The following is a 23400-nucleotide window of genomic DNA, read 5'->3' on the forward strand; positions in this document are numbered from 1 at the left end:
ATGGCCAAAACTCTGTTTCAATATGTAATTAATGAACGTATTTACTTCCGAAGAAGAAAAAATGGTGGAGAATATCGGAGTCGAACCGATGACCTCCTGCGTGCAAGGCAGGCGCTCTAGCCAGCTGAGCTAATCCCCCATTTCTTAAATGAAATTCCAAAATTCTAAAATTCCAAATTCCAAAAAGGATAGGTATCCCAACTTCTAAAATTTCCTCTTCATACACCGGAGCTTTAAGCAAGGTGTAATCCAATATGTGTTTTATGAACGTATATTTCCGAGGAAATATTTGTTAGTATTCAGTAGCAATTGCAGTATGCAGTTAAACTGCGCACTGTAAACTGTGACTGCTTACTTTTTTTGTAGTCTCAGGCAGACTCGAACTGCCGACCTCTACATTATCAGTGTAGCGCTCTAACCAGCTGAGCTATGAGACTTTAAAAAAAGTCTTCAGTGTTCAGTGTTCAGTAATCAGTTGTGACACTGACACTGTACCTGTTGACCATAATATTATAAAATTGACAGCTAAACCAAGCAAGACTCCTTTGTTTTTCAATAAGAGTGTCTCTTTGTTGAATATTCGGTCGTCTTTCTCTAGAAAGGAGGTGTTCCAGCCGCACCTTCCGGTACGGCTACCTTGTTACGACTTAGCCCCAGTTACCAGCTTCACCCTAGGCCGCTCCTTGCGGTGACGGACTTCAGGTGCTTCCAGCTTCCATGGCTTGACGGGCGGTGTGTACAAGGCCCGGGAACGTATTCACCGGATCATGGCTGATATCCGATTACTAGCGATTCCAGCTTCACGGGGTCGAGTTGCAGACCCCGATCCGAACTGAGACAGGTTTTGTGGATTCGCTCCTGCTTGCGCAGTGGCTGCCCATTGTACCTGCCATTGTAGCACGTGTGTGGCCCAGGACGTAAGGGCCGTGATGATTTGACGTCATCCCCACCTTCCTCGCGGTTTGCACCGGCAGTCTTGTTAGAGTTCCCGACACTACTCGCTGGCAACTAACAACAGGGGTTGCGCTCGTTATAGGACTTAACCTGACACCTCACGGCACGAGCTGACGACAACCATGCAGCACCTTGTAATCTGTCCGAAGAAGGGAATGTTTCCACTCCTGTCAGACTACATTTAAGCCCTGGTAAGGTTCCTCGCGTATCATCGAATTAAACCACATGCTCCACCGCTTGTGCGGGCCCCCGTCAATTCCTTTGAGTTTCATTCTTGCGAACGTACTCCCCAGGTGGGATACTTATCACTTTCGCTTGGCCACCCAGCACACCAATGTGTGCCGGACAGCTAGTATCCATCGTTTACGGCGTGGACTACCAGGGTATCTAATCCTGTTCGCTCCCCACGCTTTCGTCCATCAGCGTCAATACGTTGTTAGTGACCTGCCTTCGCAATCGGTATTCTATGTGATATCTAAGCATTTCACCGCTACACCACATATTCTAGCCACTTCACAACGATTCAAGACAACCAGTATCAATGGCATTTCTACAGTTGAGCTGCAGACTTTCACCACTGACTTAGCTGCCCGCCTACGGACCCTTTAAACCCAATGATTCCGGATAACGCTTGGATCCTCCGTATTACCGCGGCTGCTGGCACGGAGTTAGCCGATCCTTATTCGCAGAGTACCGTCAAGCCCCCACACGTGGGGGTGTTTCTTCCTCTGTAAAAGCAGTTTACAACCCATAGGGCCGTCTTCCTGCACGCGGCATGGCTGGATCAGGCTCTCGCCCATTGTCCAATATTCCTCACTGCTGCCTCCCGTAGGAGTCTGGTCCGTGTCTCAGTACCAGTGTGGGGGATCCCCCTCTCAGGGCCCCTAACCATCGTAGCCTTGGTGTGCCGTTACCACACCAACTAGCTAATGGTACGCATGATCATCTTGTACCGATAAAATCTTTAATCAAAAAACAATGCCGTTAATTGATACTATGGGGCATTAATCCAAGTTTCCCTGGGCTATTCCCCTGTACAAGGCAGATTCCATACGCGTTACTCACCCGTGCGCCGGTCTCAAAAGGAGCAAGCTCCTCTCTACCCCTCGACTTGCATGTGTTAGGCCTGCCGCTAGCGTTCATCCTGAGCCAGGATCAAACTCTTCATCGTATAATCTTCAATAATATTGCGACCATACTTCAGTAAGAGCTCGACTCTCAAAAAAATCTCAGAAAATCTTACTTAGTTTAGTTTCTTTGTTGACCAACATTCTTTCGAATGTTAATCTACGCTGTCAATTTCAATATCTCAATGAACTTTTCCCTATAATTATAAGGAGTCAATTTGTCGATGGAACGGAGTTGAACCGTTGCTGTTACTGCCTCTCACCGTGTTTTTAAATAACCTGCTTCCCTAAGCGGGTGCAAATATACAACTCTTTTTTAAACCCACAAGCTTTTTGTGAAAATAAATTAAAAAAGTTTTTTAAAGATCGTTTTGCTTTTTTCAACAACACTAGCTGTTACCCTAAGCAAACCTTCGCAAAACGCTTCGGCTTCCGTAGGCGGGTGCAAATATAGAACCCTTTTTTTAACCTCACAATACTTTTTTAATAAAAGTTTAAAAGAATTTTTAAAGAACGTTTCGCCTTGCTCTACAACCCACAAGCTGTAATCCTAAGCGGCTGCAAATATAGAACGCTTTTCAATACCCACAAACTATTATAAGCCTTTTTTTTTATTAATTCTTGAACGGATATTCAAGTGGCTGAATGAACAATACTTAGAGGAAAAATAAAATGAAAACAATTTATGACTCTTAACTATCCGGTACATTTAACAGTATCCGACTATTGCTGTAGTTAATAAGGTCTGTTTAAAACAATCCAAAAAATAAAAGAGCGAACTACAAACATACCATGTTTGTAAATTCTATGCAATAGCCTGATATATTAGTTATTAACAGTTTTTTTATTCCAGCTAGCCTTCAAATCCAGATAATCTATCGGAAACGCTGGTAGCTGTCGATCAAGCCTACCTTCCTGGAAAGACCTTTCTAAAATATCCTCAATCAAGTAATCTTCCTTTTCTTCGAATGGGCGATACTCTTCTTTTAATGATATCTCAAAAAAGCTCGCTGTAGTGTTATACCAAAACGCTCGCCACCCTGTACGTAGTTCTTTTACTAGGTCAAAAGCTGTACGGCCGGTTTGTCTATGGATTAACTTTACCAATATTTGACCTTCTGTATGCGTGAGCTTTTTTAACTGTTCGGAGAATTCACCTTCAATGTATTTCTGAACGCGTTTGGTGTATATTCTTTGATCTCTTCTCTTATCAAGCGTTTTTAATCTTTCGGTCATTGTGGTAAGGCGTTCCGAAGCCATTTTGGCATACGGATATACTTTTCGTGTTTTTCTTCTTAATATAATGTAACGCCTTCTATCCTGCTCAGATCCAAATTTTAGTTTGTCCAGAAGGATCACTTCATCTAGATCTATCATTTCACGAGCAATGGTATCTCCCGCTATTATATAATACATCACTTCGGAAGAATCATTTTTCTTTTTTAGATACTCAGAATCGCTTTGCCCATAGGTTGAAGACAAACCAATAAAAAATAGGACTATATATATAGGTATAAAATATTTCATTAGGTTCCTTTATGAAAAGATGTATATCATCCAAAAACGTTCCAAAAATAAGCAAATTGCATTGCCTTGCTTAATAAGAAATTGCTAATTTTACCAGACACTACTTTTCAGAATAAAAACAAACTATGACTACTTCAATATTAAACGAAAAATCACTTCAATTTTTAGAGCAATACTTAAACAATGCCGCCCCGACGGGATATGAATGGGATGGTCAAAAAATATGGATGGAATACCTTAAACCACATGTGGACGAATTTATTACTGACACATACGGAACAGCAGTTGGGGTTATAAATCCAAAAGCAAAATTTAAAGTAGTCATTGAAGGTCATGCCGATGAAATATCCTGGTATGTAAACTACATCAGTGACGATGGACTGCTCTATGTAGTTAGAAACGGAGGCAGTGATCACCAGATTGCGCCTTCAAAAATCGTAAACATTCACACCAAAAACGGGATTGTAAAAGGAGTTTTTGGCTGGCCAGCGATCCATACACGCAATAAAGCAAAGGAAGAAGCGCCTAAACCGGACAATATTTTTATTGATGTAGGAGCAAAAGATAAGGAAGAGGTTGAAAAAATGGGAATTCATGTGGGCTGCGTTATTACCTATCCCGATCCATTTCATATTTTAAATAAAGATAAGTTTGTGTGTCGCGCGCTGGACAACAGAATGGGCGGTTTTATGATTGCAGAAGTAGCTAGGTTGCTTCACGAAAACAAACAAGAACTTCCTTTTGGACTTTATATTACGAATTCAGTACAGGAGGAAATTGGACTTCGTGGCGCCCAGATGATTGCCGAACGCATTAAGCCAAATGTCGCCATAGTTACGGATGTTACCCACGATACCACTACCCCAATGATCGATAAAAAGAAGCAAGGACACGCTGAAATTGGTTGCGGGCCGGTAATTGCTTATGCGCCAGCCGTACAGCAAAAACTGCGAGACTTAATAGTTGAAACTGCCGAAAAGAAAATGATTCCTTTCCAAAGGGCTGCACTTTCGCGAGCAACGGGAACTGATACCGATGCATTTGCTTACAGTAATGAGGGTGTAGCGAGTGCTTTAATCTCTCTTCCGCTTCGTTATATGCATACTACCGTTGAAATGGTTCATCGCGATGATGTTGAGAATGTGATCAAACTTATTTATGAAACACTTCTAAATATTAAAGACGGCGAAACTTTTAGTTATTTTAAATAAAATTAATAAATGAATCTAGTTTTCGTTTTTTAATTTTTCAAAATAAATCTTTGCTTGCTTAATAACTTTTGGCGCAAGAATTATGGTTGCCGTCATGGTAGGTATTGCCATCATCGCAAAGAATGTATCTATCAAGTTAATCATCATACTGAGCGAAGTGGTGGCACCTACTAGAATACTTATAATATAGAAGTAGTTATAAATTCCTTTATTTTTGGCGCCAAAGAGAAACGACATACACTTTGTTCCATAATAGGAATAGGAAAAAAGTGAGGAAATACTAAATACCAGAATACAAGCCAACAAAGCGTATTTTCCGAAGTAAGGAATGCTCTCTTCAAATGCCGAAGCAGTTAGGCTCACACCATTTGCATCGCTACTTTGCCAAACGCCCGTAACTAATATTGCCAAAGCTGTAAGCGTACAAATAATCAAAGTATCAATGGCTGGCCCCAACATGGCCACCAAACCTTCCCGAATAGGCTCACTGGTCTTAGCCGCTCCGTGTGCCATAGGTGCCGTACCAATTCCAGCTTCATTGGAAAATGCACCACGACGGATTCCCAATAAGATAATCCCACCAATTGCGCCACCTAGAAAAGCATCACCTTTATAAAAATTCGCAGAAATGGCATCGGTAAAAATCAACCCCAAATATTTTGGGACTACATCTATATGAATTCCCAAAATAATCAACACCAAAACAAAATAAAGCGCGACCATTCCAGGCACCAATTTGGAAGCGGTTTTACTAATTCGCGACAAACCTCCTAAAATAACTACCACGGTTATACCAGCTAAGACCAAACCTATAACTAAGTCCGTTATAAAACCGCTGTAAAGGCCCGCTGGTTTTAATAGAATATCATTAATGGCCTGCGTCAATTGGTTTACGTTAAAGACTGGCAAAGCACCAACCAGTCCAGCAATACTAAAAAAAATGGCTAGTGGCATCCATTTTCTTCCTAATCCTTCAATTATAAAATACATAGGACCTCCCTGAATTTTTCCTTCGCTATCTTTCCCGCGATAAAGAATTGCTAATGTTGCCGTGAAGAACTTGGTTGACATTCCGATAACCGCACTCACCCACATCCAAAAAACAGCTCCAGGACCGCCAATGGCAATTGCTACCGCGACTCCGGCAATATTTCCCATCCCCACTGTTGCTGATAATGCTGTGGTCAAGGCCTGAAAATGGGTTATTTCACCTAAATCACTCTCATTGTCATATTTTCCTCGAAGTACCGCAAGCGCATGTCCCAAATATCGAAACGGTAAAAATTGAATACGGATTAAAAGGTAGAGCCCACCCCCTATTAATAGTATCAACAACGGTAAACCCCAAGCTGCAGATGCTATCTCTTCAATAAAACTGTCTATTTTTTCCAAAGCCTTTTTTTAAATATTTCTGTAATGTATGATTAAAATTTTTATAATTAATCGGGAAATTGTTACTTGCAAAACCAAATGAAAAACAAATTAACTGTTTTACTACTATTACTGCCAATTTTTATCTTTGGCCAATCAGAATTTGATTGGAAAAAAAGTGCCTTTACTTTTACGCCAGAATTCCTTTTTGGTAAAACCATGGAAGCTAATGAAGGATTTCCAGAAACTCAATTTCAAAAGCAACTTGTTTTCAGTTTTGGACGCTATCACACTAACAATCCTCAGCAATGGGCGCAACAAATAAAGGGTCCTAAGACCGGCTTTTCCATTGGAGTTACTGATTTTGGAAATTTAGACAGTTTGGGAATTGCCATATCGGCATCCCCTTTTATTGAGTTTAAAGCCTTTGGAAGTGACCGGTTCAAAATACTTACTGCCATGGGGGCTTCATATTTTACAAGGAAATTTCATCCTGAAACAAATCCTCAAAACATCGCTGTTACAACAGATATTACTTGGGCATTTAGAATGTATTTTTATTATCAAATGTTTTCTACGCGAAATATTGACTGGCGAACTGGGATTGGTTATTCACATCACTCCAATGGGCATACCCGTTTGCTGAACCAAGGTTATAATTCATTTTTAGTAAGTATTTCGGCAGATATAAGAAATCCATTTAAACATTCCGAAACTCTTCCAACAGAACCAATTCCGAAATATAAAAGAACCATCAATCATTATTTTGCGTTTCGCGGAGGAATAGGTCAAAATGTATTCGCCTTGGCTTTTAACGATAAACAGAATGTTTACACAATCGCTGGCGAATACGGCCGCGTTTACAACATCACCTTTAAGGTTGGGATCGGGTTTTACTACAGGTTCTACCAACATTATTACGACTATATTAAAGGAAACGAATCTTTGGTGCAGGCCGGAAGGGAATTTGACTATTTCAGAAGTAATCCGTGGTATTACGCTACCAATCTGGGTTTAAGTATTCACGGTGAAATATTTTTAAATCACGTAGGTATCGATCTTCAATTGGGTTATAATCTTCATAAACCCGCCTATAAAATGGACTATCGGATCAATGAAGGCTGGCAGGATGCACCTCGCGAAATTTCAAAAGGCTGGGTTTTGGGTACCATAGATTCGAAATTTAAAAAGAAGTATCGTCTCTCTTCCCGCTTAGGACTGAAATATTACTTAATAGGAATGGAAAAAGCGCCAAAAAACAATTGGTATGTTGGCGCTCATTTAAATGCAAATTTAGGTCAAGCAGATTTTAGCGAGTTGAGCTTAGGTTATGTGCATAGTTTTAATTTTAGGGAAAGAAAGTAAAAAACCCCTTCCGAAGAAGAGGTTTTTAGAATTTAAATTTATTTCTGAAGAATTATCTAGCCAATATCAACCTATGTGTTGAGCTTGAAATTTCAGAAACTATTTTGATAACATAAACCCCATTAGAATAACTACTGAAGTCCATATCGTTTTCACCATTTGTAGCTCTGTAATTGCGAACTATTTTCCCTGAACCTAATTCCACAATCGTAATTTGCAAATCGTTTCCAAAAGTTGCTGGAATTTTTGCTGTTGCAAAACCTCTTGATGGGTTTGGATAGATTAGAATTCCGCTTCCGCCTTCTGTAATATCTTCAATAGATAGCAGAATAGTTTGTGCTTCAAAAGCTCCAATATCACGAATTCCTTCAAAAATAGCTTGTTCAATTTGATCGTTGAATAAATCTGCGGGATCTCCAGCGTTATACGCCAATGAACCTAATAAAAGCTCGTGGGTTTCCGTAACACCTCCGTTATTCTGAAGTGGGCCAAGCATTGGGTCAACTTCTTCAATATCATTAGCTTGCTCAGAAAAACTACTTGCATCATCTGTTCCAATTAAGTTATAATCGTTAGATACTAAAGTTCCACTTACATCCATTCCTGAAGTTGCAGTGTTTAAAGCAACCAAGGTATTTTTAAGCGAAATAGTTGTTTCACCCTCAATACCTCCACCTGTTGAACCAGCAGTATTCATAGCAACAGTAACAGCATTTAAGTCAAAACTTGCACCATTGTTATAAACGGCACCACCAGCACCGTTAGATGAGTTACTAGAAAGTGTGCTTCTCATAACAATCACATCACCTCCACTTGTATTGTGAATCGCTCCACCTGTGCTTGATCCAGCAGTTGCATTGTTGTTAGAAATTGTTGTAGTAATCACCTCAACCATTCCTCCGTTGTTGAATACGCCAGCACCACCATCATCTGTAGCAGTTCCGAATGTACTGTTTCCGTCAATAGTTGAAGTGTCAATACTCATTACTGTTCCGCTTTGGTTCCAAAGGCCACCACCTTCACGGGCAGCTTCGTTTCCTGAAACTATACTTCCTGAAATGGTAATCAACCCACTGTTTCCAGTTACGTGAAGACCACCTCCATTTCCTGGTGCAGCCATTCCAGCCGTTCCATTTACATCATTATCCATCATATCTGAATTTGTGAAAGTAAGCGTGCCGTCAATTATTTCAATAGCTCCACCAGCTCTATTTGCTGAATTTCCATTAAATGAAGAGTCTGTGATTGTAACATCACCCGCAGTACTTAACAACCCACCACCAGAACCTAAAGTTCCTGTAGAAAGATTGTTTGAAATCACAGTTCCGTTAACAATATTTAGTGTTCCACCATTGTTGAAAACACCTCCTCCACCGTTGTCGGCATCGGCTCCTTGTGCAGTGTTTGCATCAATCATCATTCCATCTACTGTCATAATTCCTGCACCGTTCCAAAGTGCGCCACCTTCGGCAGCAGAAATGTTCCCAGTTGCAGAACCACCTGTGATGTTTGAATCACCAGCACCTGTAATATGAAGTCCTCCTCCATTTCCTGGGGATGCAGAAGTTGTATTTGAAGTAAAGATTACATTGGTAAGATTCAACTCACTTCCTACAATTGAATTTTCTTCAATTCCACCACCAGCTCTCATTGAAGTGTTTCCACTTAATTCAGAGTTTGAAACTGTTAAAACTCCAAGATTATTCAAAATACCACCACCAGAACCAGCGGCTCCGTCAGCAATGTTATTTGAAATTGTAGCATTCATAACAACTAATGTTCCCATTTCGTTAAAAATACCGCCACCACCTTGATCGGCATCGGCTCCACTTGCCGTGTTTCCATCAACGATTGTTCCATCAATAGTCATTGTTCCTGCTCCGTTCCAATATGCACCACCTTCAGCTGATGCAGTATTTCCGCTTGCAGTTCCACCAGTTATATTAGAATCTCCAGCACCTGAAATATGAAGTCCACCACCGTTTCCAGGAGCAGAAGCTGAGCTGTTGTTCATTAAATTAGCATTTGTCAAAGTCAAAAGACTTCCTGCAACCGATTTTTCTTCAATTGCACCACCGGCACGCATTGAAGTGTTTCCAGTTAAATCTGAATCTGTAACAGTAAGCGTTCCTTCATTGTTAAAAATTCCACCACCAGAACCAGCGGCTCCATCAGCGATGTTATTTGAAATTGTAGCATTTAATACATTTAAAGTACCTCCATTGTTGAAGATTCCTGCACCACCATCATCGGCCATAGGACCGCTAGCGATGTTTGCATCTATTGTGGTTCCATCAACTGTCATAATACCAGCTCCATTCCAAAGGCCACCACCTTCGCGAGATGCCGTGTTTCCACTTAGGTTTCCACCAGTAATGTTTGAATCACCAGCGCCCGAAATATGAAGTCCACCTCCGTTTCCGGGAGCAGAAGCTGTGCTGTTATTCATTAAATCTGTATTGGTTATTGTGAGAAGACTTCCTGCAATTGAATTTTCTTCAATAGCACCACCTGCTCTCATTGACGTATTTCCTGTTAATTCAGAATCGGTAACTGTTAAACTTCCTAGGTTGTTCAAAATACCTCCACCAGAACCTGCGCTTCCGTTAGCAATATTATTACTGATCGTTGTTCCATTTTGAACAATTAAAGTACCACCTTCATTGAAAACACCTCCACCACCTTGGTCTACATCGTTTCCGCTTGCGGTGTTTCCATCTATTTCTACATTATCAACAGTCATCGTTCCGCTTCCGTTCCATAAGCCTCCACCTTCAGCAGTTGCTATGTTTCCGTTTACGGTACCATTTGTAATATTCGCTATTCCGGGACCAGTAATATGAAGTCCACCACCGTTTCCAGGAGCACTTTCAGCAGTATTGTTATCTAAGTTTGTATTTAAAAGTGTAATGTTTCCAGGAGTTACTGAAGAATTGTCTTCAATTCCACCACCAGCTCTTTTTGCTGAATTATTTGAAATATTAGAGTCGTTTACAGTTAAAGAACCTCCATCCACATTTTGAATTCCACCACCAGAACCAGCAGTCCCTATTGCAGAGTTATTAGTTATAGTTGAAGAATTCTGTACGAGCAATGTACCTCCATTATTGAAGATGCCTCCACCTCCATTTGTGGCGTCATCACCTTGAGCCTTGTTGCTATCCAATAAAGAATTGTCAACTGTCATTGTGCTTCCAACTTGGTTCCAAAGACCTCCACCTTCGCTTGCTGCGTCGTTATTGGTTATTGTGCTTCCAAAAATATTTATCATAGAAACACCCGAAATGTGTATTCCACCACCGTTTCCAGGGTTTGCGGTACCTGCAGTTCCGTTTACATCATTAAACGTCAGCGTAGTTCCGTTTAAATTTAATGCACCATCAATAACTTCAATTCCCCCTCCTGCGCGATTTGCGTAGTTTTCCATTATTGAAATTGCTGCGATAGTTACATTACCTGCAGTAGATAATATTCCACCACCAGAACCCGAAGTTCCGTTAGCCATATTATTATTTATAGAAGTTCCCGCAAGGATATCTAGGGTTCCACCATCGTTGTAGATTCCACCACCACCATTGTCGGCATTTGCACCGCTTGCGATGTTATTGGTTATTGATACTCCATTCACGGTCATTGTTCCTCCACCATTCCAAAGACCACCACCTTCGGCAGCTGCTAAGTTTGCATCAACGGTTCCACCTGTGATAGTTGCATTTCCAGTTCCACCAACGTGAAGTCCACCACCGTTTCCAGGAGCGGCAACAGCTGGTGCAACACCAACGTTATTTGTATTTAGTGTTGTTCCTGACATTGTTAGTGTTCCGCCAGCAATTTCAATTCCACCACCTGCGCGATTTGCAATATTGCTTGTAATAATTGCATCGCTTACAGTTACATCGCCACCAGTACTGTGAATTCCTCCACCAGAACCAGCGGTTCCGTTGGCTTTATTGTCTGTTATTTCTGTTCCAGTAAAAACATTTAATGTTCCTCCATTGTTGAATAAAGCTCCTCCACCATCATCGGCTAGATCTCCACTCGCTGAATTGCCAGTTAAAACTGTTGCTTCAACAGTCATAATTCCTAAATTGTTCCAAAGACCACCACCTTCTTGGGCAGCTTGGTTATTTTCGATGGTAGAATTTATAACATCTGCATTTGTAGTTCCTGAAAGGTGAATTGCACCACCGTTTCCTGGATTTGCCATAGTTCCTAAACCTATATCTACCCCAGCAGAGTTTCCGCTTAAAGTAACTGCCTCTAAATTTAGCGTGTTACCCGAAGCATCTTCAATAGCACCACCAGCGCGACTTGCGTAGTTTCCAGAAATTGTACTTCCGGGTGCAACATTCAACGTTCCTCCTGTATTATTGAATAAAGCACCACCTCGTCCTCCAGGAGTTGCTCCCATTGCAACATTAGCGCTAAGATTTGTAGTAGAATCAACATTTAGAGTTCCTCCATTGTTGAAAATTCCACCGCCACCGGTTGCATCACCAGTTGCTTTGTTTCCTGTGATTGTTGTTCCAGAAACAGTCATAGTTCCTGATCCATTCCAAAGTCCGCCACCTTCAAAAGCGACGTTGTCTGTTACACTTCCACCGTTAAAGTTTACATTTCCTGGACCGCTAATGTGAAGTCCTCCTCCATTTCCAGGAGCTGGAGCATTAGCTGTATTTTGATTTAAAACAACATCACTAAATGTATAAGTTTCTCCAGATGCTGAAAGAATTTCAATACCTCCACCAGCTCTATTGGCTGAATTTCCAGAAATAGTAATTCCATCTATATTCAAAGTTCCAGGACTGAGGCTAAAAATTCCTCCTCCAGAACCAGCAGTTCCATTTGCAGAATTATCAGAGATAGTTGTTGAAGAAACCATTAAGGCTCCGCCATTGTTAAATATTCCACCACCTCCATCGTCTGCCATATTTCCAGAAGCCATATTTCCTGAAATACTTGAACCAGTTATTGACATCATTCCCGCATTATTCCATAGTCCACCACCTTCTTGTGCGGCTTGGTTATTTCTTATTGTACTGTTCGAAATGGTAACCGAAGTAGTTCCAGATAAATGCAAAGCACCTCCGTTTCCAGGATTTGCCATTGAACCTAAACCGATATCAGAACCTGCGGAATTTCCTTGTAAAGTAATTCCGGTTAACGTTAAATTTCCGCCAGAAGCATCTTCAATAGCTCCACCTGCTCTACTAGCATAGTTTCCATTAATATTAAGACCAGAAGCCAAAGTAAGGGTTCCTCCAGTATTGTTAAATATTGCACCACCACGTCCGCCAGGGGTTGCTCCCATTGCGATATTTTGAGAAAGTGTTGTTGTTGCGTTTATAGAAAGTTTTCCACCGTTATTAAAAAGTGCGCCACCGCCTGTATTTGATCCTAATGCAGAATTACCTGTAAATGAAACTCCGTTAATGGTCATTGTTCCAGTTCCGTTCCAAAACGCTCCACCTTCATTTGTTGCAGAATTATCACTAGCCATACCATCGGAAATGGTAGAATTTGCATTTCCTGTAATATGAAAAGCACCACCGTTTCCTGGAGGTCCTGTTGCCGAATTACCAGTAAAATTTGTATCGCTCAGTGTTACTTGTCCTGAAGATTGCGTCTCTATAGCGCCACCTGCACGAGTTGCAGTATTCGCATTAAAAGTACAAGTATAAATATCCAAAGGATCTGCTCCTTCAATATAAATAGCTCCACCACTTCCGGGTGAACCCATTGCTGTATTATTTGAATAAGTACTGTTCAATAAAAACAAAGCCATGGAAGAAGCACGTATGGCTCCACCATCTGTGGCTGAAGTATTATTTATAAAATGAAGACCATTAATACTTAATGTCTGTGGCAATGTAGTACCAACGGCGGTAATTGCCCTTTCAGAATTTAATGAACCATCTACCGTACTTCCGTTACCTAAAATAAAAATTGTACTAGTTACATCTAAGGTACCTTCCGTTAAGGTTATTGTTAAACCCGGATCTACCGTTATAAAAGAGAGTCCTATAAAATTTGCATTTGCATCCTGAATAGCTGCTCTTAAACTACCGGACGGTGCCGGTGTGCCGTCTGTACCGTTAGTAACGGTAAATTGGCCGTAAGAAATAATACTTACCAGAACAAAAGAAAGGGTAAGTATGAGTTCTCGTGTAAATGTGTTTCTCATAATTTTAAAATTAGGGTTAGTAATAAATTTTTGAATTTTCAGAAAACCACTTTACGACAAAAAATAAAACGTGCAACAGGCCGAAGCTTTGTGCACGTTTATATAATTCTTATAATGATCCGTAAAGTTGTTTCCATTTAATTCTGGTTAATCCTTTAGAATTCTCTTTGGGATTTATATTACTTACGAAGGAAACACTAGTTCGGTTTTATTTAATTATCAATTAAGCAGTTAAAGCATATAATCTAAACAATAATTACAGGAAATCAAGGGCTTAGATGGTAAAGAATTATTTTTAAGATTTAATGATATTCGTGATTTCTATAAAATTTTGCAAAAAAAAAGCCTCTGAGAAGAGACTTTTTGATTTTATGAATATAAATCCAGTTTATTTTAAATATTCCAAAACGTTACTTTCAATACGTTCTTGAATGTTTGAAACATCGGCTTTTACGAACTTTTCACCTGTAATATTTTCGTAAAGCTCGATATATCTTTCCGAAACGGTCTGAATATATTCATCAGACATTTCGGGGACATCTTGCCCTTCCAATCCCTGAAAATCATTTTGAATTAACCATTGCCGTACAAATTCTTTTGAAAGTTGCTTCTGTGTTTCGTTATTCTTTTGTCGCTCTTCGTAACCTTCAGCATAAAAATAGCGAGACGAATCTGGAGTGTGAATTTCATCAATCAAAACAATTTTTCCATCTTTCGTTTTTCCAAATTCATATTTAGTATCTACCAAAATCAAACCTCTTTTGGCTGCAATTTCACTTCCTCTTTTAAAAAGTTTTCGCGTGTAATCCTCAAGTTGAAGATAATCTTCTTCAGAAACGATTCCTCTTTTTAAAATTTCTTCACGAGAAATATCTTCATCGTGATCCCCCATTTCGGCTTTGGTAGCTGGAGTAATAATTGGCTCTGGAAATTTATCATTCTCCTTCATTCCTACAGGCATTACGACACCACAGAGCATTCGTTTTCCTAATTTGTATTCACGTGCGGCATGACCACTCATATAACCGCGAATTACCATTTCAACTTTATAGGGTTCGCAGGCTTCCCCAATAGCAACATTTGGATCTGGGACGGCGATTAACCAATTGGGAACTAAATCTTCCGTATCGCGCATCATTTTAGTGGCAATCTGGTTCAGAATTTGACCTTTATATGGTATTCCTTTCGGCATTACAACATCAAAAGCACTAAGCCTATCTGTGGCAACCATTAAAAGCAGGTTGTTTTTTAATGTATAAACCTCTCGAACTTTTCCGTGGTAAACACTTTTTTGACCTGGAAAGTTGAAGTTGGTTGAAGTTATGGTATTTTTCATTTTAAATTATTTCTTAATAAATTAGACCTACAAGGACGCCGGCAGCAATTCCTTCCAGTAAAAACATTCAGTTACTGAATACTGCCCCTGCTACTATAAACTCTATCAGTCTGTGTTTTCAATGTTTCGGTAAGCGGCGATCACTTCTTTTACTAAGCGATGGCGAATTACATCCTTATCATCTAGGAACATCATTCCAACACCTTTTACATCTTTTAAAACTAATAGTGCTTCCTTAAGTCCAGAAGTCACGCGGCGCGGTAAATCTATCTGTCCCGGATCTCCGGTAATCATAAACTTGGCGTTTTTCCCCATTCGGGTTAAAAACATTTTCATTTGGGCGTGGGTTGTGTTTTGTGCTTCATCCAAAATAACAAATGCATTGTCTAGGGTTCGTCCGCGCATAAAAGCCAATGGAGCAATCTGAATCACGCCTGTCTCAATATGTGATGCCAACTTTTCTGCAGGTATCATATCGCGTAATGCGTCATAAAGCGGTTGCATATAAGGATCCAGTTTTTCCTTTAAATCACCAGGAAGAAAGCCCAGATTCTCACCAGCTTCCACAGCAGGCCGCGTTAAGATGATTCGTTTTACCTCCTTTTCTTTTAATGCCTTTACGGCCAAAGCAACACCAGTATAGGTTTTTCCGGTTCCTGCGGGCCCTACTGCAAAAACCATATCGTTTTTGGTCATCAGTGCCACCAGTTTTCGCTGATTGGCAGTTAATGCCTTAATTGGTTTTCCACTTACACCGTGGATAATAGCCTCTCCACTACCCGCTGGTGCTTCATAATCTTCTCTTGTACGACTCAGCAAAACCCGCTCGATGACGTTTTCATCAATCTTGTTGTATTTTACAAACTGATCTAAGAGCATCGTAATTCGACGGTCAAATTCCTCTAAAACCTCTTCATCGCCATAAGCTTTGATTTTGTTGCCACGAGCTACAATTTTAAGTTTTGGAAAATATTTTTTAAGTAAATCAATATTAGCGTTTTCTAGTCCGAAGAAATCCCTTGGATTAATTTCTGTGAGTTCAATGATAAGTTCGTTCAAAAGGCTTTTTGTTTTAGACGTTAGATATGAGACATTAGAATTGAGACCATAAATCTATGATAAAATTTGCAGGACACAGGCCATAAATCTCGATAAAATAGCTGTAGCATTTCTTACTGTCGAAAATTTATTTTATTCAGCAAAAATAGTTTTGCTACTAACAAAAGTAACTTATTTTTGTGGTACTTGATTTAAGAAAATATCAACAATAATTTATGGCTATAATCACACTTACGACTGACTTTGGAGAAAAGGATCACTTTGTTGGTGCTGTGAAAGGAGCTATTTACACCGAAATCATTGATGCGAAGGTTGTTGATATCTCTCATAACATTTCACCCTTCCACCTTCATGAAGCGGCTTATATTATCCAAAACGCGTATAGGAGTTTTCCTGAAGGAAGTATCCATGTTATCGGAGTAGATTCAGAATTGAATCCAGAAAATAGACATATTGGCGTGTTTATGGACGGACATTACTTTATATGTGCGGATAATGGAATTATATCCATGCTCACTTCGGAAATTAGGCCAGAAAAAATCGTGGAAATCAATATTCACGATAGAATAACAAGCAATTTTCCAGTTTTGGATGTTTTTGTAAAGGTGGCAAGTCACATTGCTAGAGGTGGCACCTTGGAGGTTATTGGCAAGACTATTACCGAGATAAAGGAGTTAACAGGTATCCGCCCCGTAATAAGTAATAAGGAGAGCCAAATTAGCGGAAATATTATCTATATTGATAATTACGGTAATGTGATCAGCAATATCACGAAAAAAATGTTTGAAGAGGTTGGTCGGGGTAGAAAGTTTGAAATCCTTGCTAGAACGGCTAAGTTTGATAAAATACACGCGCATTATAGTGAGGCCATAAATTTTGACCTTCCACCGGAACGACGCGAAGAAGACGGAAAAAAACTGGCAATCTGGAATTCCTCAAATTATCTGGAACTGGCAATTTATAAAAGCAGTTCTAAAACAATAGGTGGAGCATCCTCGCTGTTTGGCTTGGATTATAGAGATGCTGTTATGGTGTGTTTTATCGATTAGGACTAGGGTAACGCCTGACTCTGGTTTTAATTTTCTTTTTCTGAAAACGAAAACAAAAATTAGATTGAAACTGACCTTAATCATTGAAATGATGTTTAGGAGCTTGTAAAATGTGTGTCGACGAATACAACAACCTCAAAAAAGTAATATAATATTATGTTTACAGGAATATTGAAAATGTGCTTCGACAAGCTCAGCAACCTTAAAACAGTAAGACAATGTTTACACGTATAGTCAAAATGTGCTTCGACAAGCTCAGCAACCTTAAAATAGTAAGACAATGTTTACCCGTATAGTGAAAATGTGCTTCGACAGGCTCAGCAACCTTAAAACAGTAAGACAATGTTTACACGTATAGTCAAAATGGAGTTTGAGAAGGAAAACATTCCTGTTTTTCTGGCTAATTTTGAAGTTATAAAAGAAAAAATTCGAAATTTTCCGGGTTGCAGCTTTTTGGAACTCTATCAAGATAAAAGTGACAAAGCAATCTTTTTCACATACAGCCGTTGGAATGCTGAAAGCGATTTGGAAAACTACCGAAACAGCGATCTGTTTAAAAAGGTATGGAGCGAAACCAAACCATTATTTAGAGCGAGAGCTGCCGCTTGGAGTGTTGATACGGTTGTGAGTTTAGGAGCTTGCCCGTCGGAGAAGAGTTTAGGAGCTTGCCCGCCGGAGGAGGGTTTAGGAGTTTAGGAGTTTAGGAGTTTAGGAGTTTAGGAGTTTAGGAGTTAGGAAAAATTAAAGAAATATTAGCAGCTTTGTGCCCTTGCGAGATAAAAAATAAATGTTTACAATAATAAAACGAGAAATAAATTCCTTCTTTTCAAGTACCATTGGCTATTTGGTGATTGGGGTGTTTCTGGTTATAAACGGTCTCTTCCTTTGGGTTTTCAGTGGAAACTACAACATACTGGATGCTGGATTTACGGATCTTTCTCCTTTCTTTGAACTTGCACCTTGGGTTTTGCTCTTCTTGATTCCAGCAGTATGTATGCGCGCTTTTAGCGACGAAATGAAAATGGGTACTTTAGAGCTACTACTTACCAAACCTATTTCATTAAAGCAAATAGTTCTAGGAAAATATTTTGGTGCAGTCATCCTCATTCTCATTGCGCTAATCCCCACAATTCTTTACGTATTTACAATCTCAGAATTGGGTAATCCTGCTGGAAACTGGGATGTGGGAAGTACAATTGGCTCTTATATAGGATTATTATTTTTGGTTTTCGCATATACTTCCATCGGAATCTTTTCCTCCACATTTTCTCAAAACCAAATTGTGGCTTTTATAATTTCCGTGTTTTTATGTTTTGTTCTGTACTATGGCTTTGACGGCTTTTCTTCGTCATCGTTTAATATTTCAGATCTTGGGATGAAAGCACATTTCGACAGTGTGGCACGGGGCGTTTTAGATACGCGAGATTTGATTTACTTTATTAGCATTACCGTGTTTTTTATCGCCTTAACCGTTTTAAAACTGAAGCAGAAATGATGAAGACTTCAGTTAAAAAAAATATCGTTTCCATAGCCATGCTAATCCTTGGCTTACTGCTTTTGAATCTCTTGGGAAGCTATTTCTATCAGCGATTTGATCTGACGCAAGACAAGCGGTTTACGCTTTCAGAAGAAGCCAAAGAAATAATTGATCCCATAAATTCTCCTGTAATTGTAGATGTTTTTTTAAAAGGTGAATTTCCTCCTGAATTCCGAAGGCTTCAGAGTGAAACGGAGCAGCTTTTGGACGAATTTTCTTCCTATAATTCAAACATCAAGTTTAAGTTTATAAATCCAACGGACAAAGATTCGGAACAGTTTCAGCCGCAATTTGAAAAATTTGGATTGACGCCCGCCCAAGTTTCGGTTTCTGAAAAGGGAAAGCAAAGCACCGAACTGGTTTATCCATGGGCTCTCGCACATCACAACGGGAAATCAGTTAAAATTCCTTTACTGAAAAATCAACTGGGAGCCACTTCCGAAGAAAGAGTGAACAGTTCCTTGCAAAATCTACAATATGCTTTTGCTGACGGATTTAAAAAATTGACCTCAGAAAAGTCTAAAAAAGTGGCCGTTTTAAAAGGAAACGGTGAATATGACGATCGCTATATAGCCGATTTTTTTGCGACTTTAAGAGATTATTATTTTATAGCTCCTTTCACCTTAGATTCGGTTACCTCCAATCCTGAAAAAACTTTAAAAGCATTAAATAGCTTCGACCTGATTGTTGTAGCCCAGCCCACTCAGGCTTTTACTGATGCTGAAAAATATGTCCTGGATCAATATATAATGAAAGGCGGCAAATCGCTTTGGTTGTTAGATGCCACGCAAATGCAGGCCGATCCAACAACAGGAGAAACCTTTGCTTTTGGTAAAGATTTAAACCTCAACGACTTCTTCTTTAAATACGGTATTCGCATCAATCCCAATTTGGTGAAAGATGTGTATTCTGCGCCTATTGTTTTGGCTAATGGCGAAGAAAACGAGTCGCAGTACAACAAATACCCCTGGTTTTTCAGTCCGCTCAGCAGCAGCGCCAACAACCACCCCATCGTTTCCAATATTGAAGCGGTGAAATTTGATTATGCAAGTGCTATCGATACGCTTCCAAACAACATAAAGAAAACGATTTTATTATCGTCTTCCCCCATTTCAAAAATTGTCGGACTCCCCGCTCCTATTGACTTTGATGTGGAAATTCCCAACAATCTTCAAGTAGTGAATGAAGGGCCAGATCCACGGGAGTTTAATGCTGGTGAAATTCCTCTGGCAGTTTTACTAGAGGGAAACTTTACTTCAGTTTTTAAAAATAGAGTAAAGCCAATAAAACTGAATGGAGATCTAAGGAATATAGATGATGGAAAGGCTTCAAAAATGGTGGTAATAAGCGATGGCGATGTTATAAAAAACCAAATGCAGGGCAACCGTCCTTTGGAACTGGGTTTCGATAAAATGACCAATACCTTCTATGGAAACAAGGAGTTTCTGCTGAATACGGTCAATTACCTTCTTGATGACAGCGGACTTATAAACATTAGAACACGGCATATTGCGGTACCTTTTTTGGATCCACAAAAAATTGCATTACAACGTACAAAGTGGCAAACACTCAATCTATTGCTACCCTTAGGTTTACTGTTGGTTTTCGGAATCGTCTTTAACTACTATCGCAGACGTAAATACACCCGCTAAATGTTAATAAGTTTGTTTTATCAAACACATCAATTGAAATATATTTGTACTTCGGCTTCGCTCAGTAACCTGAATGAATCTTTTAAATAACAAATGTTTGGGAAAGCTCACCAACCTTAAATTATTGAAATAGATTAAAAATTTGGAAGAGTTTATAGTAAGCTAAGTCAAAATACTAAGTAACCTGAATGAATCTTTTAAATAACAAAAGTTTGGGCAAGCTCACCCACCTTAAATTATCGAAATAGATTAAAAATTTGGAAGAGTTTATAGTAATCTAAGTTGAAATGTTCATTAACTTGAATGAATCTCCTTAATTTATCAAGAAGATTAAAAAGCTCACCAAGCTTTTATTTCACTTAAATTAAAAGTTCCCGAGAAGCAATTATTGAGAATTATTTCATAAAAAATATACATAATGAAATTCATCGTATCGAGTTCCTATTTATTAAAACAACTGCAAGTATTGGGTGGTATTATCAATAGCAATAATACATTGCCTATTTTAGATAATTTCCTTTTCGATTTAGACAATAAAAGTCTTACCGTTTCGGCTTCCGATTTGGAAACTACCATTTCCTCAAAACTGGAAGTGGAAAGTACCGAAAAAGGAATGATCTGTGTTCCCGCAAAACTTCTGCTTGAAACACTAAAAACCTTTCCAGAGCAGCCACTGACTTTTACTGTTGAAGATAACAGTACCATAGAAATTAGCTCTAACCACGGTAAATACGCATTGGCTTATGCTAGTGGGGAAGAATTCCCAAATGCTGTTGAATTGAAGGATCCTTCCTCTACCGTTGTTCAAGGTGATGTGCTAGCAACTGCCATCAGTAAAACTATTTTTGCTTCTGGAAATGATGATTTGAGACCTGTGATGAGCGGTGTTTTCTTTCAGTTTTCTACAGATAATTTAGTTTTTGTTGCTACAGACGCACATAAATTGGTAAAATATACCCGTGATGATATCAGTGCTTCGCAAACGGCGGAATTTATTATGCCGAAAAAACCGCTGAATCTTTTAAAGAGTATTCTTGGAGGTAGCGAAGATGACGTAATCATCGAATACAACGAAAGTAACGCCAAATTCATTTTTGAAAATACCGAAATGATCTGCCGATTGATTGACGGAAAGTATCCTAATTACGAAGCTGTTATTCCGAAGGAAAATCCAAATAAATTAGTTATTGACAGAAATCAATTTCTAAACTCTGTTCGAAGAGTTTCTATCTTCTCTAGCAAAACAACGCATCAAATTCGTTTGAAGATTGCTGGTGCAGAGTTGAATATTTCAGCTGAAGACATTGACTATAGCAACAAAGCTGAAGAACGTTTAACCTGTGACTATCAAGGTGACGATATGCAAATAGGTTTCAACAGCCGTTTTCTAACAGAAATGCTGAACAACCTTACCAGCGACGAAGTTTCTCTGGAAATGAGCCTTCCCAACAGAGCTGGAATTCTAACGCCTGTAGATGGTCTTGATGAAGGCGAAACGGTTACTATGCTTGTAATGCCGGTAATGTTGAATAACTAAGCTTGGGCCATTAACAGACATTTTAATTCAGGGGAAACCGATTGATACTAATAAAATATTTAGATGTCGCGTAAAGTTAGTTTACTTTTAAGAAGACAATTAAAAATCTAATGGGGATAATCAAATTGATCTATCCAGAATTTTAAAGAATAAACCCTTTTTATCATTGATGAAAAGGGTTTATTCTTATATACTGTTTGCGTTTAATGACACACCCAATTGCTGCCATCATAAAATACAGGGCATTTTACAGTACCGCCGCCAACTACGGGAGCTAAATAACTTGGAACGCTTGCATCGGTTACATACGCCATAGCGCCTTGGATTCCGGCCGGTAAGTTGGCCACTTTATACCCCATGGTTCTTATCATACCGTTTACTTCAAAATTGACCTTTGGCGTATTAGTACCTATTCCCACGTATCCATTATTTTTAATAACCATACGTTGAACAAGAGATGTAGTTCCATCTTGAGTTGTGCGAAAAGAAATTCTACCGGGCATATCCTCCGGTCCCGATGCACCAGGAAGGCCATCAATTCCCATTGAAAACGATGCTGCATTAAAATAATTAGTGCCATCATAGCCTTTTGCCTCAATGCTAAAAAAATTAGACGTATTTCTAGTAGAAACAGCGGTAGGTTCTGATATTGTTCCTCCAGCCGAATGTATGTGAAATACAGTAACATCATTCCCGTGGGAATACATATCTAAATCTGCATCCATCGCAACTACTTCTATGCTTTCTTTAGGCGTCTCTGTTCCAATCCCAACTTTCCCGTCGTCTGTAACAACCATTTCTGCTCCAACAGGTCTTAATGTAGTACCATCACTAAGTGTACCTAACTCTATACGGTTCTTTTCCGGATTATTTATCCAAGCATCATCTGTAAGATCTGCTAGTGCCCTGTTTAATACTCTTATCCAATTTGTTCCATCGTTATAGTAAAACCCAGGAGTAACTGCATTTGCACCCGACCCATCTGATGCTGTGTTATAAACTAGCATTCCCGCCACGCTAGTTGAAAGTGGTGCTGAAAGATCAGTTGCAGTTAATTGCACGCGAGGAATCAACAATCCTTTGTCATTAGAAGATAATTCCAATAAAGCATCTCCATCAGGATCTGTGGTGCCAATACCTACTTGGGCATAGCATGCTGTTGCAATAAGGAAGATAAATGTAAAAACCACCATTTCTGAAATAAACCTATACTTTTTCATAATTATTACCTTGAAAATAATTTATATTAAAGCTAAGAAAGTGGAGAGTTATGATAAAGATACAATAATTTGAAAAATGATAGAAATATAAAAACTTTAAGAACTCTTACTTAGTCATTTGTATTATATGATGTTCAAAAGATACTATTTTTCATTTTGCGATAAAACCCTAATTTAATAATCCTGGTTGAAATGAATTTCGAAAGAATATTATGAAAGAATAATTCCAAACCGAGGCGGAGTCCTTACTTCAGTTGATGACCTTGACGAA

At 39.3% G+C, this 23400-nt stretch carries 13 protein-coding genes, 2 tRNA genes and 1 rRNA gene; 7 read left to right on the forward strand and 9 right to left on the reverse strand.

Features of this window, described 5'->3' with window-relative positions; translation table 11 throughout:
* Positions 1 to 62 precede the first annotated feature (62 nt).
* The 4 genes from G440_RS0115625 to G440_RS0115645 all read right to left on the reverse strand — a co-directional run bounded on the left by G440_RS0115625 (position 63) and on the right by G440_RS0115645 (position 3608).
* Positions 63 to 139: transfer RNA gene (locus G440_RS0115625), tRNA-Ala, on the reverse strand.
* A gap of 224 nt (positions 140 to 363) precedes the next feature.
* A tRNA-Ile gene (locus tag G440_RS0115630) sits at positions 364 to 437 on the reverse strand.
* A 161-nt stretch (positions 438 to 598) separates the two neighbouring features.
* Positions 599 to 2125, reverse strand: a 16S ribosomal RNA gene (locus G440_RS0115635).
* Positions 2126 to 2906: 781 nt separating this feature from the next.
* Positions 2907 to 3608, reverse strand: coding sequence for a DUF4294 domain-containing protein (locus G440_RS0115645; RefSeq protein WP_026452163.1), 702 nt, complete (start codon positions 3606 to 3608; stop codon positions 2907 to 2909).
* A 125-nt stretch (positions 3609 to 3733) separates the two neighbouring features.
* Here G440_RS0115645 and G440_RS0115650 point away from each other — a divergent pair, with 125 nt between their 5' ends.
* Positions 3734 to 4819, forward strand: a complete 1086-nt coding sequence (locus G440_RS0115650; RefSeq protein ID WP_026452164.1) for a M42 family metallopeptidase — start codon at positions 3734 to 3736, stop codon at positions 4817 to 4819.
* 15 nt (positions 4820 to 4834) lie between these two features.
* Here the strand turns inward: G440_RS0115650 and G440_RS0115655 are convergent, their stop codons facing one another.
* A complete protein-coding gene (locus G440_RS0115655; RefSeq protein ID WP_026452165.1) occupies positions 4835 to 6211 on the reverse strand; it encodes an alanine/glycine:cation symporter family protein in 1377 nt (458 codons plus the stop codon).
* 78 nt (positions 6212 to 6289) lie between these two features.
* Between G440_RS0115655 and G440_RS0115660 the strand changes: the two genes are divergently transcribed.
* Entirely contained in the window at positions 6290 to 7555 is a 1266-nt protein-coding gene (locus tag G440_RS0115660; RefSeq protein ID WP_026452166.1) for an acyloxyacyl hydrolase, read from the forward strand.
* A gap of 52 nt (positions 7556 to 7607) precedes the next feature.
* Here G440_RS0115660 and G440_RS0115665 read toward each other — a convergent pair whose 3' ends face one another.
* From G440_RS0115665 to G440_RS0115675, 3 genes are all read right to left on the reverse strand, one after another.
* The gene (locus G440_RS0115665; protein ID WP_051285424.1) at positions 7608 to 13739 is read right to left on the reverse strand and encodes a choice-of-anchor Q domain-containing protein; all 6132 of its coding nucleotides are present in this window, start codon (positions 13737 to 13739) and stop codon (positions 7608 to 7610) included.
* Between the two features lie 388 nt (positions 13740 to 14127).
* On the reverse strand, positions 14128 to 15075 hold the full coding sequence (locus G440_RS0115670) for a phosphoribosylaminoimidazolesuccinocarboxamide synthase (RefSeq protein ID WP_026452168.1): 948 nt from the start codon (positions 15073 to 15075) through the stop codon (positions 14128 to 14130).
* A gap of 105 nt (positions 15076 to 15180) precedes the next feature.
* Positions 15181 to 16134 carry a PhoH family protein gene (locus G440_RS0115675; protein WP_026452169.1) on the reverse strand — a complete coding sequence of 318 codons (954 nt, stop codon included), beginning with the start codon at positions 16132 to 16134 and terminating at the stop codon, positions 15181 to 15183.
* 215 nt (positions 16135 to 16349) lie between these two features.
* On the opposite strand from G440_RS0115675, the gene G440_RS0115680 reads away from it, so the two are divergent.
* The 5 genes from G440_RS0115680 to dnaN all read left to right on the forward strand — a co-directional run bounded on the left by G440_RS0115680 (position 16350) and on the right by dnaN (position 21909).
* Positions 16350 to 17183, forward strand: coding sequence for an SAM hydrolase/SAM-dependent halogenase family protein (locus tag G440_RS0115680; RefSeq protein WP_026452170.1), 834 nt, complete (start codon positions 16350 to 16352; stop codon positions 17181 to 17183).
* 342 nt (positions 17184 to 17525) lie between these two features.
* The gene (locus tag G440_RS20145; protein WP_084426839.1) at positions 17526 to 17879 is read left to right on the forward strand and encodes an antibiotic biosynthesis monooxygenase; all 354 of its coding nucleotides are present in this window, start codon (positions 17526 to 17528) and stop codon (positions 17877 to 17879) included.
* Between the two features lie 91 nt (positions 17880 to 17970).
* Positions 17971 to 18678, forward strand: coding sequence for a gliding motility-associated ABC transporter permease subunit GldF (gldF, locus tag G440_RS0115690; protein ID WP_026452171.1), 708 nt, complete (start codon positions 17971 to 17973; stop codon positions 18676 to 18678).
* On the forward strand, positions 18675 to 20372 hold the full coding sequence (gene gldG / locus G440_RS0115695) for a gliding motility-associated ABC transporter substrate-binding protein GldG (protein WP_084426842.1): 1698 nt from the start codon (positions 18675 to 18677) through the stop codon (positions 20370 to 20372). The genes gldF and gldG overlap by 4 nt, the downstream gene beginning before the upstream one ends.
* 418 nt (positions 20373 to 20790) lie before the next feature.
* Positions 20791 to 21909: a DNA polymerase III subunit beta gene (gene dnaN / locus G440_RS0115700; protein WP_026452173.1), complete on the forward strand. Its 1119-nt coding sequence runs from the start codon at positions 20791 to 20793 to the stop codon at positions 21907 to 21909.
* 203 nt (positions 21910 to 22112) lie between these two features.
* On the opposite strand, the gene G440_RS20805 is transcribed toward dnaN, so the two are convergent.
* Positions 22113 to 23129 (reverse strand): hypothetical protein, encoded by a 1017-nt coding sequence (locus tag G440_RS20805; protein WP_051285425.1) that lies wholly within the window; start codon positions 23127 to 23129, stop codon positions 22113 to 22115.
* Positions 23130 to 23400: the final 271 nt, after the last annotated feature.

It is taken from the genome of Aequorivita capsosiphonis DSM 23843, from assembly GCF_000429125.1.
GTDB lineage: Bacteria > Bacteroidota > Bacteroidia > Flavobacteriales > Flavobacteriaceae > Aequorivita > Aequorivita capsosiphonis.

What these genes read in the sequence shown, in the direction of transcription:
- G440_RS0115660 (WP_026452166.1), top strand. Translation starts at nt 6,290, where the DNA reads ATGAAAAACAAATTAACTGTTTTACTACTATTACTGCCAATTTTTATC.
- dnaN (WP_026452173.1), top strand. Translation starts at nt 20,791, where the DNA reads ATGAAATTCATCGTATCGAGTTCCTATTTATTAAAACAACTGCAAGTA.
- G440_RS20145 (WP_084426839.1), top strand. Translation starts at nt 17,526, where the DNA reads ATGTTTACACGTATAGTCAAAATGGAGTTTGAGAAGGAAAACATTCCT.
- gldG (WP_084426842.1), top strand. Translation starts at nt 18,675, where the DNA reads ATGATGAAGACTTCAGTTAAAAAAAATATCGTTTCCATAGCCATGCTA.
- G440_RS0115645 (WP_026452163.1), bottom strand. Translation starts at nt 3,608, where the DNA reads ATGAAATATTTTATACCTATATATATAGTCCTATTTTTTATTGGTTTG.
- G440_RS0115670 (WP_026452168.1), bottom strand. Translation starts at nt 15,075, where the DNA reads ATGAAAAATACCATAACTTCAACCAACTTCAACTTTCCAGGTCAAAAA.
- G440_RS0115650 (WP_026452164.1), top strand. Translation starts at nt 3,734, where the DNA reads ATGACTACTTCAATATTAAACGAAAAATCACTTCAATTTTTAGAGCAA.
- G440_RS20805 (WP_051285425.1), bottom strand. Translation starts at nt 23,129, where the DNA reads ATGAAAAAGTATAGGTTTATTTCAGAAATGGTGGTTTTTACATTTATC.
- gldF (WP_026452171.1), top strand. Translation starts at nt 17,971, where the DNA reads ATGTTTACAATAATAAAACGAGAAATAAATTCCTTCTTTTCAAGTACC.
- G440_RS0115680 (WP_026452170.1), top strand. Translation starts at nt 16,350, where the DNA reads ATGGCTATAATCACACTTACGACTGACTTTGGAGAAAAGGATCACTTT.
- G440_RS0115665 (WP_051285424.1), bottom strand. Translation starts at nt 13,739, where the DNA reads ATGAGAAACACATTTACACGAGAACTCATACTTACCCTTTCTTTTGTT.